12 protein-coding genes and 1 pseudogene are annotated in these 12,425 nt (G+C 41.7%); 2 read left to right on the top strand and 11 right to left on the bottom strand.

The genetic code is table 11. The features are described from left to right. Positions 1-76: 76 nt before the first annotated feature. The 4 genes and pseudogenes from ID165_RS02145 to ID165_RS27010 form a co-directional block, all read right to left on the bottom strand. Positions 77-886, bottom strand: a complete 810-nt coding sequence (locus tag ID165_RS02145; protein WP_192348761.1) for an alpha/beta fold hydrolase — start codon at positions 884-886, stop codon at positions 77-79. Positions 887-971: 85 nt separating this feature from the next. After that, positions 972-1,469: a dihydrofolate reductase family protein gene (locus ID165_RS26515; RefSeq protein WP_225586949.1), complete on the bottom strand. Its 498-nt coding sequence runs from the start codon at positions 1,467-1,469 to the stop codon at positions 972-974. A 93-nt stretch (positions 1,470-1,562) separates the two neighbouring features. After that, positions 1,563-1,793: pseudogene (locus ID165_RS02135) on the bottom strand (JAB domain-containing protein); the annotation flags it as partial. 238 nt (positions 1,794-2,031) lie between these two features. After that, on the bottom strand, positions 2,032-2,166 hold the full coding sequence (locus tag ID165_RS27010; protein WP_192348760.1) for a hypothetical protein: 135 nt from the start codon (positions 2,164-2,166) through the stop codon (positions 2,032-2,034). 468 nt (positions 2,167-2,634) lie between these two features. On the opposite strand from ID165_RS27010, the gene ID165_RS02125 reads away from it, so the two are divergent. Then, complete coding sequence (locus ID165_RS02125; protein WP_192348759.1) at positions 2,635-3,207, top strand: outer membrane beta-barrel protein; 573 nt, start codon at positions 2,635-2,637, stop codon at positions 3,205-3,207. Positions 3,208-4,413: 1,206 nt separating this feature from the next. On the opposite strand, the gene ID165_RS02120 is transcribed toward ID165_RS02125, so the two are convergent. From ID165_RS02120 to ID165_RS02110, 3 genes are all read right to left on the bottom strand, one after another. Continuing rightward, a complete protein-coding gene (locus tag ID165_RS02120; RefSeq protein WP_192348758.1) occupies positions 4,414-6,051 on the bottom strand; it encodes a lipopolysaccharide assembly protein LapB in 1,638 nt (545 codons plus the stop codon). A 1-nt stretch (position 6,052) separates the two neighbouring features. Further along, positions 6,053-7,615, bottom strand: coding sequence for a hypothetical protein (locus ID165_RS02115; protein WP_192348757.1), 1,563 nt, complete (start codon positions 7,613-7,615; stop codon positions 6,053-6,055). Positions 7,616-7,681: 66 nt separating this feature from the next. Next, positions 7,682-8,413, bottom strand: coding sequence for a hypothetical protein (locus ID165_RS02110; protein WP_192348756.1), 732 nt, complete (start codon positions 8,411-8,413; stop codon positions 7,682-7,684). 347 nt (positions 8,414-8,760) lie between these two features. Here ID165_RS02110 and ID165_RS02105 point away from each other — a divergent pair, with 347 nt between their 5' ends. Next, the gene (locus ID165_RS02105) at positions 8,761-9,525 is read left to right on the top strand and encodes a LuxR C-terminal-related transcriptional regulator (RefSeq protein WP_192348755.1); all 765 of its coding nucleotides are present in this window, start codon (positions 8,761-8,763) and stop codon (positions 9,523-9,525) included. Positions 9,526-9,765: 240 nt separating this feature from the next. Here ID165_RS02105 and ID165_RS02100 read toward each other — a convergent pair whose 3' ends face one another. From ID165_RS02100 to ID165_RS02085, 4 genes are all read right to left on the bottom strand, one after another. Beyond that, positions 9,766-10,017, bottom strand: coding sequence for an ABC transporter permease (locus ID165_RS02100; RefSeq protein ID WP_192348754.1), 252 nt, complete (start codon positions 10,015-10,017; stop codon positions 9,766-9,768). A 93-nt stretch (positions 10,018-10,110) separates the two neighbouring features. Then, positions 10,111-10,584 carry a JAB domain-containing protein gene (locus ID165_RS02095; RefSeq protein WP_192348753.1) on the bottom strand — a complete coding sequence of 158 codons (474 nt, stop codon included), beginning with the start codon at positions 10,582-10,584 and terminating at the stop codon, positions 10,111-10,113. A gap of 1,004 nt (positions 10,585-11,588) precedes the next feature. Then, complete coding sequence (locus ID165_RS02090) at positions 11,589-11,978, bottom strand: VOC family protein (RefSeq protein WP_192348752.1); 390 nt, start codon at positions 11,976-11,978, stop codon at positions 11,589-11,591. Positions 11,979-12,026: 48 nt separating this feature from the next. After that, positions 12,027-12,404: a DoxX family membrane protein gene (locus ID165_RS02085; protein WP_192348751.1), complete on the bottom strand. Its 378-nt coding sequence runs from the start codon at positions 12,402-12,404 to the stop codon at positions 12,027-12,029. Positions 12,405-12,425 lie beyond the last annotated feature (21 nt).

Raw genomic sequence — 12,425 nt, 5'->3', positions numbered from 1 at the left:
TAACAACTGAAACTGCTTTTTTTGCCAAGTGCCTGTTAGGCGGTTCGTTGTTTATTCTCGTTCGTGTCGGTCAGCATTATTTTTCAGCTTTTTTGTCAAGGAATTTTTCAATCATTGGAATTACAAGGTCGCTTTCTTTAAAGTCAGGTGTTACCGTTGTAATTTCTCCAATATATTCTCCGTGTCCGCCTGGAATTATTGCTAATTCAGAGTTTGCAATTTGTCTGTGAAGTTCAATAGCGTGTTCAGGTGTAATGACGTCTTTGTCGCCAATAACAATTAATGTTGGTGCTTTAATGGATTTTATTGGTTCGTCTGGAATGTCTTTGAAATTTACCATTCTCTTTGCATCCCTGTCGTGCATTACTTGCAAACCATTCGTGTCTGCCGCAACTTTTTTGTAACCTTCTTTCAGTTGCTCAGGCATATTTTCCAATTTGGCATTTTCCATAAAACCCCAAAACCAATCAGGAACTCCGTTTCGTTTGGCAAGTGCTGAACCTAAAATCAGTTTGTCAACTAATTCGGGATGTCGAATAGCGACTTGTAAAGTAGTTGTCCCACCATTGCTAAAACCGAAAAAGCTCGCCTTGTCAATTTTCAAGTTTTTAAGAAGTGTAGCAACATCATCTGCGTCCTGTTCAAATGTAAGGTCAGCGTTACGGTCATTTGTCCGTCCGTGAGCTTGAAGTTCAACAGCAATTACCTGTCTGTTTTTAGCAAGTAGTGGAATGATTTTTTCAAAATTTGTCTGAATGGTTGAACCACCACCGTGAATTAAAACAATTGGTTTTCCCTGTCCGTGAATTTCATAATACATTTTCAGTCCATTCACTTCGGAATAGCCATTTTGAAAAGTCAAACTGTCGCTTGTTGTTGGCACCATACTATTTTCTGTGTTTTCTGTTTTGTTGTTGCACGAAGTCAATGTGAAAATTGTCAACGCTAAATAAATAATTGTCTGTTTCGTTTTACGTTGGTTGATAGTAAAATACAGTTGCACCAGAATTTAGGGATTTTGTTTTAATGAGTTTAAAAACAATCCTATCCTTTATTTGGTCAAACAATGGCAGACCCTTTCCCTCAATGATAGGGTGAATGCAAATTTGAAATTCGTCAATAAGATTATTATTTAATAGTTGAATAATCAAACTCCGACTTCCCACCAAAATGTCCTTTCCTGATTGTTGTTTGATGATCTGCTTGGTCATAGAAGCATCTCCTCTGGTGGGAATCCAGCTACTGAGGCAGACCGCTTCCACTCCGGACAGCTGGCCGACCTGCTGCTTTATGCCTGCTTCCCTGTCTTCAGTAGCAAATGAAGATATGCTGAGAACACCGGAAGGGTCGTATCCTAAATCTTTATTGCCTATAAATTGCATTCGGGACCAGACGGTCACCGTGCCGATCAGAACCAAAAGAGCAAAGATAAACTGCGTAGTGATCAGTGCTCTTCGAATCGTGGACAAAGTGGTGGAACTGCTCTTTCCAAACCTGAATTTGAGAATTATAGCAGCCTAGATTCAACTTATTAACAGGTTTGATTTTATAAGTAAAGAGCCCTAGAGCTCCCAATCATCCGCAAAGGAATAATACCCTTCAGCTGTCAAAATCAGATGATCCAGGACAGGAATATCCAGAATCTTTCCGGCTTCCTTCATACGCTTGGTCAATCGCTTGTCCTCTATGGGAAGCAGCAGATTACCTGAAGGATGGTTATGTGCCAAAATGACGGAACTTGCATTGGCTTTGATCGCAGCCGAAAAAACCAGCTTGATATCCACCAGAGTGCCTGCCGTACCCCCGTCTGGGTGTAGTCACATCGCTCGTGGCACTGGGTGGGATTTGTAATTCCACCCTGATATCTTTACCAATTTGCAATTGGCAGTTCCACCTCACCCCTCCCTCTCCTGAAAAGAGAAGGCGATCGTTTGTATTATCATCAAGATATCAGAATCCATAGGTGTTTGATGAGTTCCGAATTTAGGTCAGGAAAGATGTGATAAAAGTTGGTGTAGTTCCCAGCTCCAGTCAGTCTTGGTACTTGAGTGCTTGAGGTGCTAAAGAACAGTAACAATTCAATCTATTTTCGGATTCTTTTATCCATTTTCTTTTGATCAACACACCATTGTACATCCGGTTGAGTGAAAGAAGATTTCTAAGCATACTCACCTATACTTCTTTTGAAATAACATCTTACCTCATCAAAAAACCAAGTCATGGCATTCTAGTGACTGATTCATCGCAAAACTTCTCACCAATTTGCACTGCTTATGCAAATGGCTTTATCCAGAAATATTTCCATATAGATAACAGTTTTATCTTTTTGGGGAAAGAACTACGGGAAAAGTGATTTTAGCCATCTCAATGAAATGCCTTACTCCCAGATCATGGATGGTTAGGGACTTCCTGCAGTTTCACATTTACTGACATCCATTAAATCCGTAGTAGAACAGAGATTTTTTGTCACAACCTAATCAATTAGTCTATATTTGCTTTTTTCTACTAAATTATTAATCATGAGAAAATCGTTTACAAATCAATTGTTCAAATCATTTATGAGGATCAAGTACTGCAATATATTAGTGCTGTCTTCATTGATATTGATTCTTTCCTGTCAGAATTACTGACAAAATGAAGTATTTTATTCTAGTAGCTTGTCTATTGATTTCAATACTTGTTCAAGCACAGGATCTGAAGATGAACGTATTGAGCATTCAGGCTCAGTCAATAGGTGGGGACGTGTCCTATGGAGGCTATTTCAAAGGAAATGGATATGGATTCAACTATAGCCGATATGTGGGTAAAAAGCTCTTTGCTGACATAGGATATGGCTACTATCAGTACAATGGCAGTGGAGATTCTACTGTTTTTGTGAATAGGAAAACGGAGGAAGCATTGTGGAATATGCGTCACATACGCTTCGGTATGGGATACGACATTTTAAAAAGTAACAGACTCACCTTAAAAGGAAAAGTCGGAGCTTTATTACTCACTAACAATCTGGTTGATGAAATTTGGGATTCCGGTGGGGAAATCACACTTAGGTCAACAAAAAGGATAACAGATAAGACCATCGAGCTTGGATTATTGGGGGATTATTCTTTGGGAGATGGCTGGAGTGCGGTGGCCGAATTGTCACGGGGTATGGGGCTACAAAGATACAAAACCTCTTCGGTTAAGTTGGGAGTAGCTTATTCCTTCTGACAGTTTCAAAGGATACAAGGAGTAGCAAAAAGGCTACGGTAGATTTACCGTAGCCTTTTTTAGTACAAGACACGGATAATACAGCACCATCGGTTATATTAGCTCGGCTTTCGCTCCATTTTTCTTCGCCGGGGCAGCGATAAAAAGTCGATGCTGAGTCGAAGTACAAGAACCTTTGGTTATACATACTTCGCATGTAAGCCATACAGAGAGTAAGCATATACACTAGCGCGCTCCTCTCTAGCCACTGGCAGGCATCCCGCCATAGCACCGGCTCTGTAGCCCTCCTCACTTATTGGCAGTTCGTTACTTAAATGTTCCAATCCTAACTAAACTACGATGCTTCTTCGATAGCTGATCAGACATGAATCGTAGAAGCATCGGAGGAGCATCGTAGATACTCCGTATCAACCTAATAGCAAAGCTTATAGATCTCCTAAGCAACTCCCAACCTGCTCCCGTGAATCTTCCTTATGCCTACGGAGAATCAAGGGAGCTGCAAGGGAGAAACAAGGGAGCATCAAGGGAGAAACACTTACACAATCTTGTTTCGGGAGAATCTCGCAGCGTTTATAATCATTCAAGTGTGTCGTTTTCGATATGCCCGTCTGCGGAAGGTGGGCTCGACTTCATAAAACGGGGGTGATTTTTTATTAGGGCAGTTAACAAGGGTAGTTAAGCTAACTCAAAAATAGCGAAATGTTGGAATATGGACAGAATCCGGGATAGTTAACAGCCACATTCTTAACTAGAAATCTCACTTGATAATTAATTTGGCGGTAAGTAAGCAGTGTTTGCTTTTTGAAACTTCATACAATGAAGCAGACTGCTATTCTTATCGACATAAAAATTGTTTTAATACAAGCCATACTTTTGTTTTTTTATGGCAAAAAGTTGTAATTATTCAAAGCTTGTCACTCGATGATCTTCTCGAAACTGAAGAAAAAGGAGATGAAGCGTCCACGTGAAATAATGAGATTTTGGAGGTGAAATAATTAGAGCAATCTGAATAATGCAATTTCCACCTAAGGAAAATGGAAAGTAAACCATCATAATTATACAGTATATGATGGTTTATTCATTTCGCAACTACTTTAAGCTTATTATTTTTTCTGATTATATGCAATAATGCACTGCGAATTTACATAGGTAAACCGGCTATATGCATCGCAAACCTAATCAGTAACAACTTATCAAGGCGTTTTCCTACTCAAAAAATGAATAACCAATGCCAAAACTCAGCGTAAAGTCCTCCAGATTTTCAAAGTCCCCAGTTTTAATCCCTCCCCTCAAGTGAATCCGCTTCACATTGACAATCAGTCCCGCTTCTGCCATGGGCTTTATGGCCTCACTATCCGTCAGCGACACCCAATCTGTCTGGTAAAGAACGCCATCAGTATCATACATAGACATTTTCTGCCATTCGCGGATATAGCTAATGCCTCCGCCGAGATAAATCCAGACAGGATAGCTTATCTTTTTGGTCATGCCAAAAATCACATCCATGGACCCTGACCTTATATTCCCCTCAGGCCGTACATCCCCATAATCCATCGGACCAGAAAAGGACCCGTCTTCATTCATGGTATAGTCGGCAGAGGAAAGCAGTACATCGGTATCCATACGAAAGGTCATGTAAAGACCCAATTTTCTGTTCTTCACCCCCCCAAAACTTATCCCTACATTGGTGACTGTATCGTATACAAAGGCCAGATAATTCAGATCAGGTCTATGATATCTCTTTAGCCTTCTCTCTACAGAGCGGATTTCTGCCTTGTAAGAATGCTCATGATTCAGCTGCCCGGCCCGACTATAATAGGTGATAGCATTGCTGAGCGGAGTATAGCGTTTTTCCCTGCTGTTTGTTTTAGCCACACGCTCATAAGTAGCGATCAGTAGTCCATCGGCATACTCCACATCGTTTTGGTCAAAGGCATATTCATTTTTCAATTTACCCAGATAATATTCCATCCTGTCCATATCTCCTTTGATGGCGTATTCCTCTCCGAACGTGATCATGGAATTTCTCAAGATCTGTTCGGCTTCTCCCCTATGGCTTTTGATTGTACCTCCACTGAGATATTCCTCAAGAGAATCAATGGTATTGAGTTCCCTTGCCAGCCTCCATGCCTCTTCATCGGCTGCCTTTGCCAACCCACTTCTCGCCTCGGTGTCCGAGGGTCTAATTTCCAGCGCTTGATTAAACCGGCTCATTGCCAGAGCAAAGTTACCGGAAGCCAGGCTTTCATTTCCCGATTCAAGTGCAGCGTGGAATTTTTGCACCTGTTGCATTTCCGGTGTCTGGCTGACTGCATTCCGTAAAGGGATAGACGAAGGGTCTTTCTGGATTATGGGGTCATCCAGGATTGCCATTGCCGCCTCATACTCACCGGTGACGATATAGATGTCCAAGGCATTCAGGGCATACTCTACCTGGGATTTGTCCATTTTCCAAAGTTCCTCCCATTGGGCTGCCGACTTTTCAGCCTGCCCCTGCTCTTGCCATTGGGCAGCCTCGGAAACCAGGGCGGTTCGTTCTATAAGCTCTTCCAACTCGCTGATTTTTTCATCCAACTGATCGTCCGACATTCCTTTTGCCTTTTCCAGCCAGTCAGCTGCCTTTTCCAGCTCCCCGATTTTCATAAAGCCGTAAGCCGTGTAATAATAGCCATCCCCACGAAAGGGCTCTTCTATTACCAAGTCGGGCCCAAGAACCAGTACATCGTCCCACTGTTCTTTTTCAATCAATGCCGCCATCCTGCTTTCCAACTGTGTAAATTCGGAAGTTTGCGCTGAAACTATTCCTGAGCAGATCATTATCAAAAGCGTAAAAATTATTCTCATATCAATCGATTAGGCCATTATACATTAGATCATATCGGGACTTTCTGGTAGAACGCTGCAATGCTGCCAAATCGGAATCGGAAAGATTGCCCTTCAATGCAGCATAAAACTGATGATAATCTGCACTTTCTTCCGAGCATCCATAGATGCCCACCGAACCATAGCGCGAGGCATCCATGGTATCTACACAATCGTAAGAATTGTTCCAATTCAGTACAATGGCACCATAGGTATCGCTGCCGTAGCAACTGCATCCTGCTTTTTGGCACTCTTTCATCAGCTTTATCCGTTCCTGATCCACCTGGGAAGCCCAAGCCATAAAATCCTGTCTGGCCAGTTCAGTCTTTTCGGCAAGAAGCTCCGCCTTAAGCCTTAACACCCCGATTCTCGCCTCTTTTCCCTGATGAAGAATCGTTCGTTTGGAAGAAAAAGCATCTTCTATTGCCACTACCGCTTCATCCTGGTATTGGGAAAGGTTGGCAGTATAATCCCAGATCTTGTCAGAAAAAACTGTATTTTCTTCTTTAATGGTGTTTTCCTGTTGTTGAAACTCGTCCCGAAATTGAAGCAGTTGTTCTTCTCCCTCCCTTATTTGGGTTCCCAATTGCTTTTGCTTTGCTATAAGTAGAGGATACTGGCCCTCCTCCAGCTTTGATGTATCGCGAAGCAAGAGCTCCAGCTTGAACAAATCGGATTTCCAAGTGCCCAGTTCCTTCTGAAGGCTGGATGCCCGTTTCTGCTGTGCTTGTACAAGCATTTGCAGTTTGTCTTTATTCTCATCGATCCTATCCTGAAGCTTGGACTTCTCCCCATCAATTTTAAAGGAGATCTTCTCCCTTGCTTCATTGACGGTCTTCTCTTCCTCTGCATCCAGTTCCTTCAGTTTGACATTGTACACATCTATCCGGTCTTCCAGGTTGTGCTTTTCGGCAAGCAAGCGCATCAGCTCCCGAATGGGACCGCTCTGTCGGGACTTCCCGGTTTTGACCACATTTTCCTTATAATCACTACTATGGGCAACAATTTCCCTTTTCAACCGCTCAATATCATCCAGTGCCTGTTCTATTGCGCTGCCTGCATCAGCTATTTTACCTTCCTGCGGCTTACCGGCATTCCTGATCCTTTCATGGTATTCTTCCAAGATGCCATCCCTATATTCCTCATATTTCTTCCAAGCTACACTGGACGGCACCCTGTGCCAGTGATCGGCAGTGCATATAGGGGGCGGGCCTCCTGCACTGCATGTTCCTGGATTGTTCTCTTCCCAGCCAGACCGGGCAGATTCACGTCTGTTTTTCCAGGACTCACTGTTTTCTATCTCATCCAGCTTGTCGGCAAGTCGCTGCCGAGCAGATTCTATCATAACTTCCTTTTCCAGTTCCTGCTTGGCTATTTCCTTTTTAAGGTCTTCTATTTTCCCCTGTAAACTGATAATCCGGTTTGCCTTACTTTCAATGCTGGACAAGTCTGAACCCCCGCCTGTCTGGCCCGATGCAGCGGCAGCCATAGAAAGCCAAAACACGATTGTAACTCCTATCCTGGATTTAAGTCTGACTCTATTCATAATCATTGCTTATTAAAATGTATGTCGAGTGGATCAAATTGGTTGTTTTACATCCATAGAAGATTACTATTTTGTGCATGAACTCCCCTTTAAAAGATGGATACTGATCGTACGGCAGAGTAATGCAGGATCGCCTGTCAAGAATCCAAAGGATTCCGCACACTTGCGGATATAGTCTTCATCTTTCTGAAAATGGGTTAAATGGATGTTGCCGTCATCGCAGAGGTTCATTCCCAAGAACATATCCGGCGTAGAAGAAAAAAGAAAACAGCCAGGGGTGTCATGGTTAGCATGAAATAAGAAAAGGTCGAATATTTCCCCAAAATCCATTAACTCAAAGCTATACCCAATGGAATCTCCATTGATTGCTCCGAATGACTTAAACCTTTCTCTTTTGGAGGGTGATTCAAATGGGAAGTCTGACAGCAGATCCTGTTTTAGCCAATGAACAAGAAGTAGTTGGCCTGCGCCCAACTTTTCTAGGAACAAGGCCAGTCGGGAAGGAAATTCCATTTCATAAGCTGCTCGGGTAGAGGTTGCCCATCCAAAGGCTGAGAACCCCAAAGGCTCCTGTTGAGGACTATTGAAGGGATAGCGGTGGTCAAAGCGTGGAAAGTCCAAATCAGCCTCTGTCAAATCTTGCGAATAATAAGCCTGTAAAGAAGCAACATAGCAGTCAATTGCAGGAGATTTCTTAAATACGGTAAATCTATCGATGGGCGTCAACATAATAAATAAAATAAATACTGTCAGTAGAATCGAATAGTTGATCACAGGAATGACAAACTTCTTTCCCATCCGTAGATCGGTTAGGGGAAAATAACTGACTACGCAAAGATTATAGAAATAGGCTTTTCAAAAAATCCCCTCAAGAGGGGATTTTTTGAAAACCACTTACATAAAAAACCAAGATAAGTTATGATTGACCATCCTCAGGTGGAAGAATTAACATCTTTAAGTCTATTGTACTACTATTCAGATTATTATAAATAGAAGACAATAAATATCTGATCGGGATAAAGAAAGATCCAAGGTACTCATCCCTACTCCAATAAGGTGTTTCACAGCAATCGCATGGTATCAAAGCCAAAATTATTTTTTATTCCTAGGTAGATCAAAAAACAAGACCGCACCTTTAAGTAGACATGGATAAGCTGATTTTAGACAACGCCCAAAAAATCTGGACAGAAATAGCCCAATATAAAACCCCAGGTGATCTCAAACTAGAGATAGAACTTTACAAAAAGTTAATCAATATTTTCAATGTAGGGGAATATTACTATATGGTATTCAACCCACCTGAAATGGTGATTGAATATACAAGTCCTTCCATTCAGGAAGTCTTGGGTTATATGCCTGATGAATTCACTCTTAATCATTTGATGGAAATTATCCATCCAGATGACCTGCCCTTTTTCTTGGATTTTGAAGCAACTGTAACAGATTTCTGGTCGAAACTTCCACCGGAAAAGGTTATGAAATATAAAAGCCGATATGATTATAGGATCAGAAAAAAGAATGGGGAGTACCTGCGCATCCTACAGCAGATTATTACAATTCAAAGTGATGAAGACGGGGCCGTTTTGCGGACTTTTGTAGTACATACAGACATTTCCCATCTTAAGAAAGACAACAAGATGGTACTGTCCTTCATTGGGATTGACGGGGAGCCTTCCTATGTGGACATTAAACCAATCCGTCAACTTCAGCCTCAGCGAGAACTGTTCACCAAACGGGAGAAACAGGTGTTGGGTCTGATGTTTGAGAACAAAACTTCCCAGGACATTGCAAGGCTATTGAATGTAAGCAAGAGTACCATCGCCAGCCACCGGAAAAATATTTTAAAAAAAACCAATACACATAATGTGCTTGATCTGCTCAGGCTCGGGCTGGAAAAAGGCTGGATATAAGTGATAGAGAGTTAGGCATCTGCCCTAGTAAATTAAATACATCAGACCGATCTACCGCTAGATTTGGTTTTTCATGGGTAATCAGTCTATAAATATCCACTACTGTACAAGATCGATAGCGTAGCAAAATTCGAAAGCTACTCCCCGATAGCTAATCCGGGGATGTTCAGAAAAGTGAAAATCTATTTCTAAAAAGGTAGTGGCAAGTGGTTTTGAAGCATTTCGAAAGAAATGGGCCCTTTACTCCGAGCGGAGTGATTTGACAGGATTGAGTTGGGCTGCCCAAATCACCCTTACACTAACTGTCGCCATCGCTACCATAGCAGCGATCAGACCCGCAACAAGAAACATCCACCATTGGAGTGAAATCTTATATGCAAAATCATTCAGCCAGCTATTCATGCCAAACCAGGCTATGGGAGATGCTATCGTCAGCACCACTGCCACCAATTTGAGGTAATCCGCCGCAAATAGGTAAAGGATACTGGACACAGAGGTAGAACTGCTCTTTCCAAACCTGAATTTGAGAATTATAGCAGCCTAGATTCAACTTATTAACAGGTTTGATTTAATAAGTGAAGAGCCCTAAAGCTCCCAATCGTCCGCAAAGGAACAATACCCTTCGACTGTCATTATCAGATGGTCCAATACCGGGATATCCAGGATCTTTCCTGCTTCCTTAGCCCGTTTGGTCTTCAACCGCTTGTCCTGTTCTGAAGGCATCAGATTTCCGGAAGGATGGTTATGGGCCAGTGTCACAGAGCTTGCATTGGCTTTTATTGCTGCAGCAAAAACCAGCTTTACATCCACCACAGTCCCTGCTGCTCCGCCTGAACTGATGCTTACGATCCCGAGCACCCTATTGGCTCTGGAAAGCAGCATTCCCTTAAAATCTTCAACAAATTCGATTCTGTCATCTTCCCAGGCTTGGAAAAACACGTCATAGACCTGCCTTGAACTCGCCACCTTTGGGCGTAAGGACGTTTTAATCCTGGCACTATAGCTAAGCTTGATCTCAGCCACTTCAAATAAATCAATTTTTCCTTCTAAAGCATCCATAATTTCATGTGTTCATAATTGTTTTTCATTGTCCACATGGAATCTCGCATGGTGGATAATCATATCTTCTTTGTCGCTCGCATCATCCTCGATTTCTTTTCGTTTTGGTGAACAATGAATTAGGACACCCGCTCAGGTCTTGGGAGAGATAAGACCATGAGGAAAAGGAATAAATAGCGCAGCGGAGTAAGCGGCTTTATGCCGGAAGCTCATGGGCGCACCGAACCCAGAGCTACCTTTGTGAGGAATTCAGAGGTAAAAAAATCATCTACGGTAAAAATTCTTCCTCCACCATTCAAAATGGTTAAGCCGTCAATAATTAGTCATGAAGTTAGAAGTGTACAGCCTTACCACTGCTTGCTGTGGCGGGCAGTTTCTTAACAGTCGATCCTAGGGGATTTTTCCAGAAAATGACAGGAATCTGGAAATATCCCCAGATTTTAGGCTGAATAGCCGGGAAATTGCCGGGATTTGGGGACGGACGGTGGTGGAATTGGGTAGGTATAGGATTATAGTTTTTGTTGTGCTTGGTTACTGTCGTTGTTCTCCACCTCGGCAAATCAGCTTCATCAGTACTCACCTGCAGGAATCGATGTTTCTATTTTTCCTTAGGCGCAGTACATCTGATTTCCCACTAGATGCAGTGCAAGGTGGTTACAGATGTAGTAATTTTATTTATTTGGAATCTGTGATTCGCTATGTTTAATTGATAGATGCTCTCCCCAAACTTCGGGACTATCGGACGGGCTTGGCTATTGAATTCTCACTAGTCCTCCATCTATTTAAAAGCATTCGACCTACTTTTGAGGTAGATTCAAGTCACACACCGGTTTGCGCCTACCCGATGATGGCGATTTCGAAGACACATTGTCAAGCGAGCACAAACTTTGATAGAAGCATAAAGTTTGACTTAACCACTGAATCGCAACTTTTGGGTAGGTGCTGTTGGCGCTTCGTTGTTCTTTTCTCAGTCAGAAAATACTATTGTTGGTATAGAGTAAAATTTAATCGGGTTGATAGATGTCAAATTGGTTTCCATACAAATCTTTAAATCCTACACCTTTGCCTTCTGGCACTTCCGCTGGTTCTCCATTAAAAACGATTCCTTTCGCTTTCATTCTGTTAAAATCGTCAATTATATTATCAGATTCAAACATTACGAGAACTTGCCCACCTGCTTGTTTTCCTACTTGCTTTTTTTGTTCGGGCGTTTCGGCTTTGAGTACTTCGAATACAGTTGCATTGTCTTTTTTAGGTGCTACTGTCAGGTAACGCCATTCAGCAGAGAAAACCATATCACTAACCGCACTAAAACCTAACTTGTTCACATAAAAGTTTTTAGCTTCTTCTAAGTCATTCACCAAAATGGTGATTTTAATAACTTTTGTTAGCATAATTATTTCAATTAGTTAATTTAAAAATTAAGTTATTGAGTTGGTTGTTTATTCTAATAATTTCAAGTATTTGCTTCTATTTTCAAAAATTATCCAAAGTAAAATTGCCCAAATTATCAACGCAATAACCAACCCTTCTGGAGCTACAAAAAAATGTGTGAGTAAAACGCCAATCATTACTGGGAAAACTACTAAAGCACCCAACGCTCTTGTTTTTGGGAAAAGAATTAATATACCGCCTAAAAGCTCTGCAAACCCTACTAATGGCATTAACCATTCTATTTCCATAAATGCTAAATTGTCGGCTTGTAATGCCGCTGGCAAATCTTCTGGTACAGGCATATAATGCAGAAATTTGTCTAGCCCGCCATTGATGAGTAAAAGTCCAAAAATTATGGACAGTACGTTTAAGACTTTCTTTTTCATATTTATTTAAATTCTTAATTT

Source organism: Algoriphagus sp. Y33 (assembly GCF_014838715.1).
Classification (GTDB): Bacteria; Bacteroidota; Bacteroidia; order Cytophagales; family Cyclobacteriaceae; genus Algoriphagus.
This window is presented reverse-complemented; position numbering and strand designations above follow the sequence as displayed.

Coding starts and splice junctions, on each gene's coding strand:
- ID165_RS02145 (WP_192348761.1), bottom strand. CDS start 886: ATGGTGCCAACAACAAGCGACAGTTTGACTTTTCAAAATGGCTATTCC.
- ID165_RS27010 (WP_192348760.1), bottom strand. CDS start 2,166: ATGCTTAGAAATCTTCTTTCACTCAACCGGATGTACAATGGTGTGTTG.
- ID165_RS02125 (WP_192348759.1), top strand. CDS start 2,635: ATGAAGTATTTTATTCTAGTAGCTTGTCTATTGATTTCAATACTTGTT.
- ID165_RS02120 (WP_192348758.1), bottom strand. CDS start 6,051: ATGAGAATAATTTTTACGCTTTTGATAATGATCTGCTCAGGAATAGTT.
- ID165_RS02115 (WP_192348757.1), bottom strand. CDS start 7,615: ATGAATAGAGTCAGACTTAAATCCAGGATAGGAGTTACAATCGTGTTT.
- ID165_RS02110 (WP_192348756.1), bottom strand. CDS start 8,413: ATGGGAAAGAAGTTTGTCATTCCTGTGATCAACTATTCGATTCTACTG.
- ID165_RS02105 (WP_192348755.1), top strand. CDS start 8,761: ATGGATAAGCTGATTTTAGACAACGCCCAAAAAATCTGGACAGAAATA.
- ID165_RS02095 (WP_192348753.1), bottom strand. CDS start 10,584: ATGGATGCTTTAGAAGGAAAAATTGATTTATTTGAAGTGGCTGAGATC.
- ID165_RS02090 (WP_192348752.1), bottom strand. CDS start 11,978: ATGCTAACAAAAGTTATTAAAATCACCATTTTGGTGAATGACTTAGAA.
- ID165_RS02085 (WP_192348751.1), bottom strand. CDS start 12,404: ATGAAAAAGAAAGTCTTAAACGTACTGTCCATAATTTTTGGACTTTTA.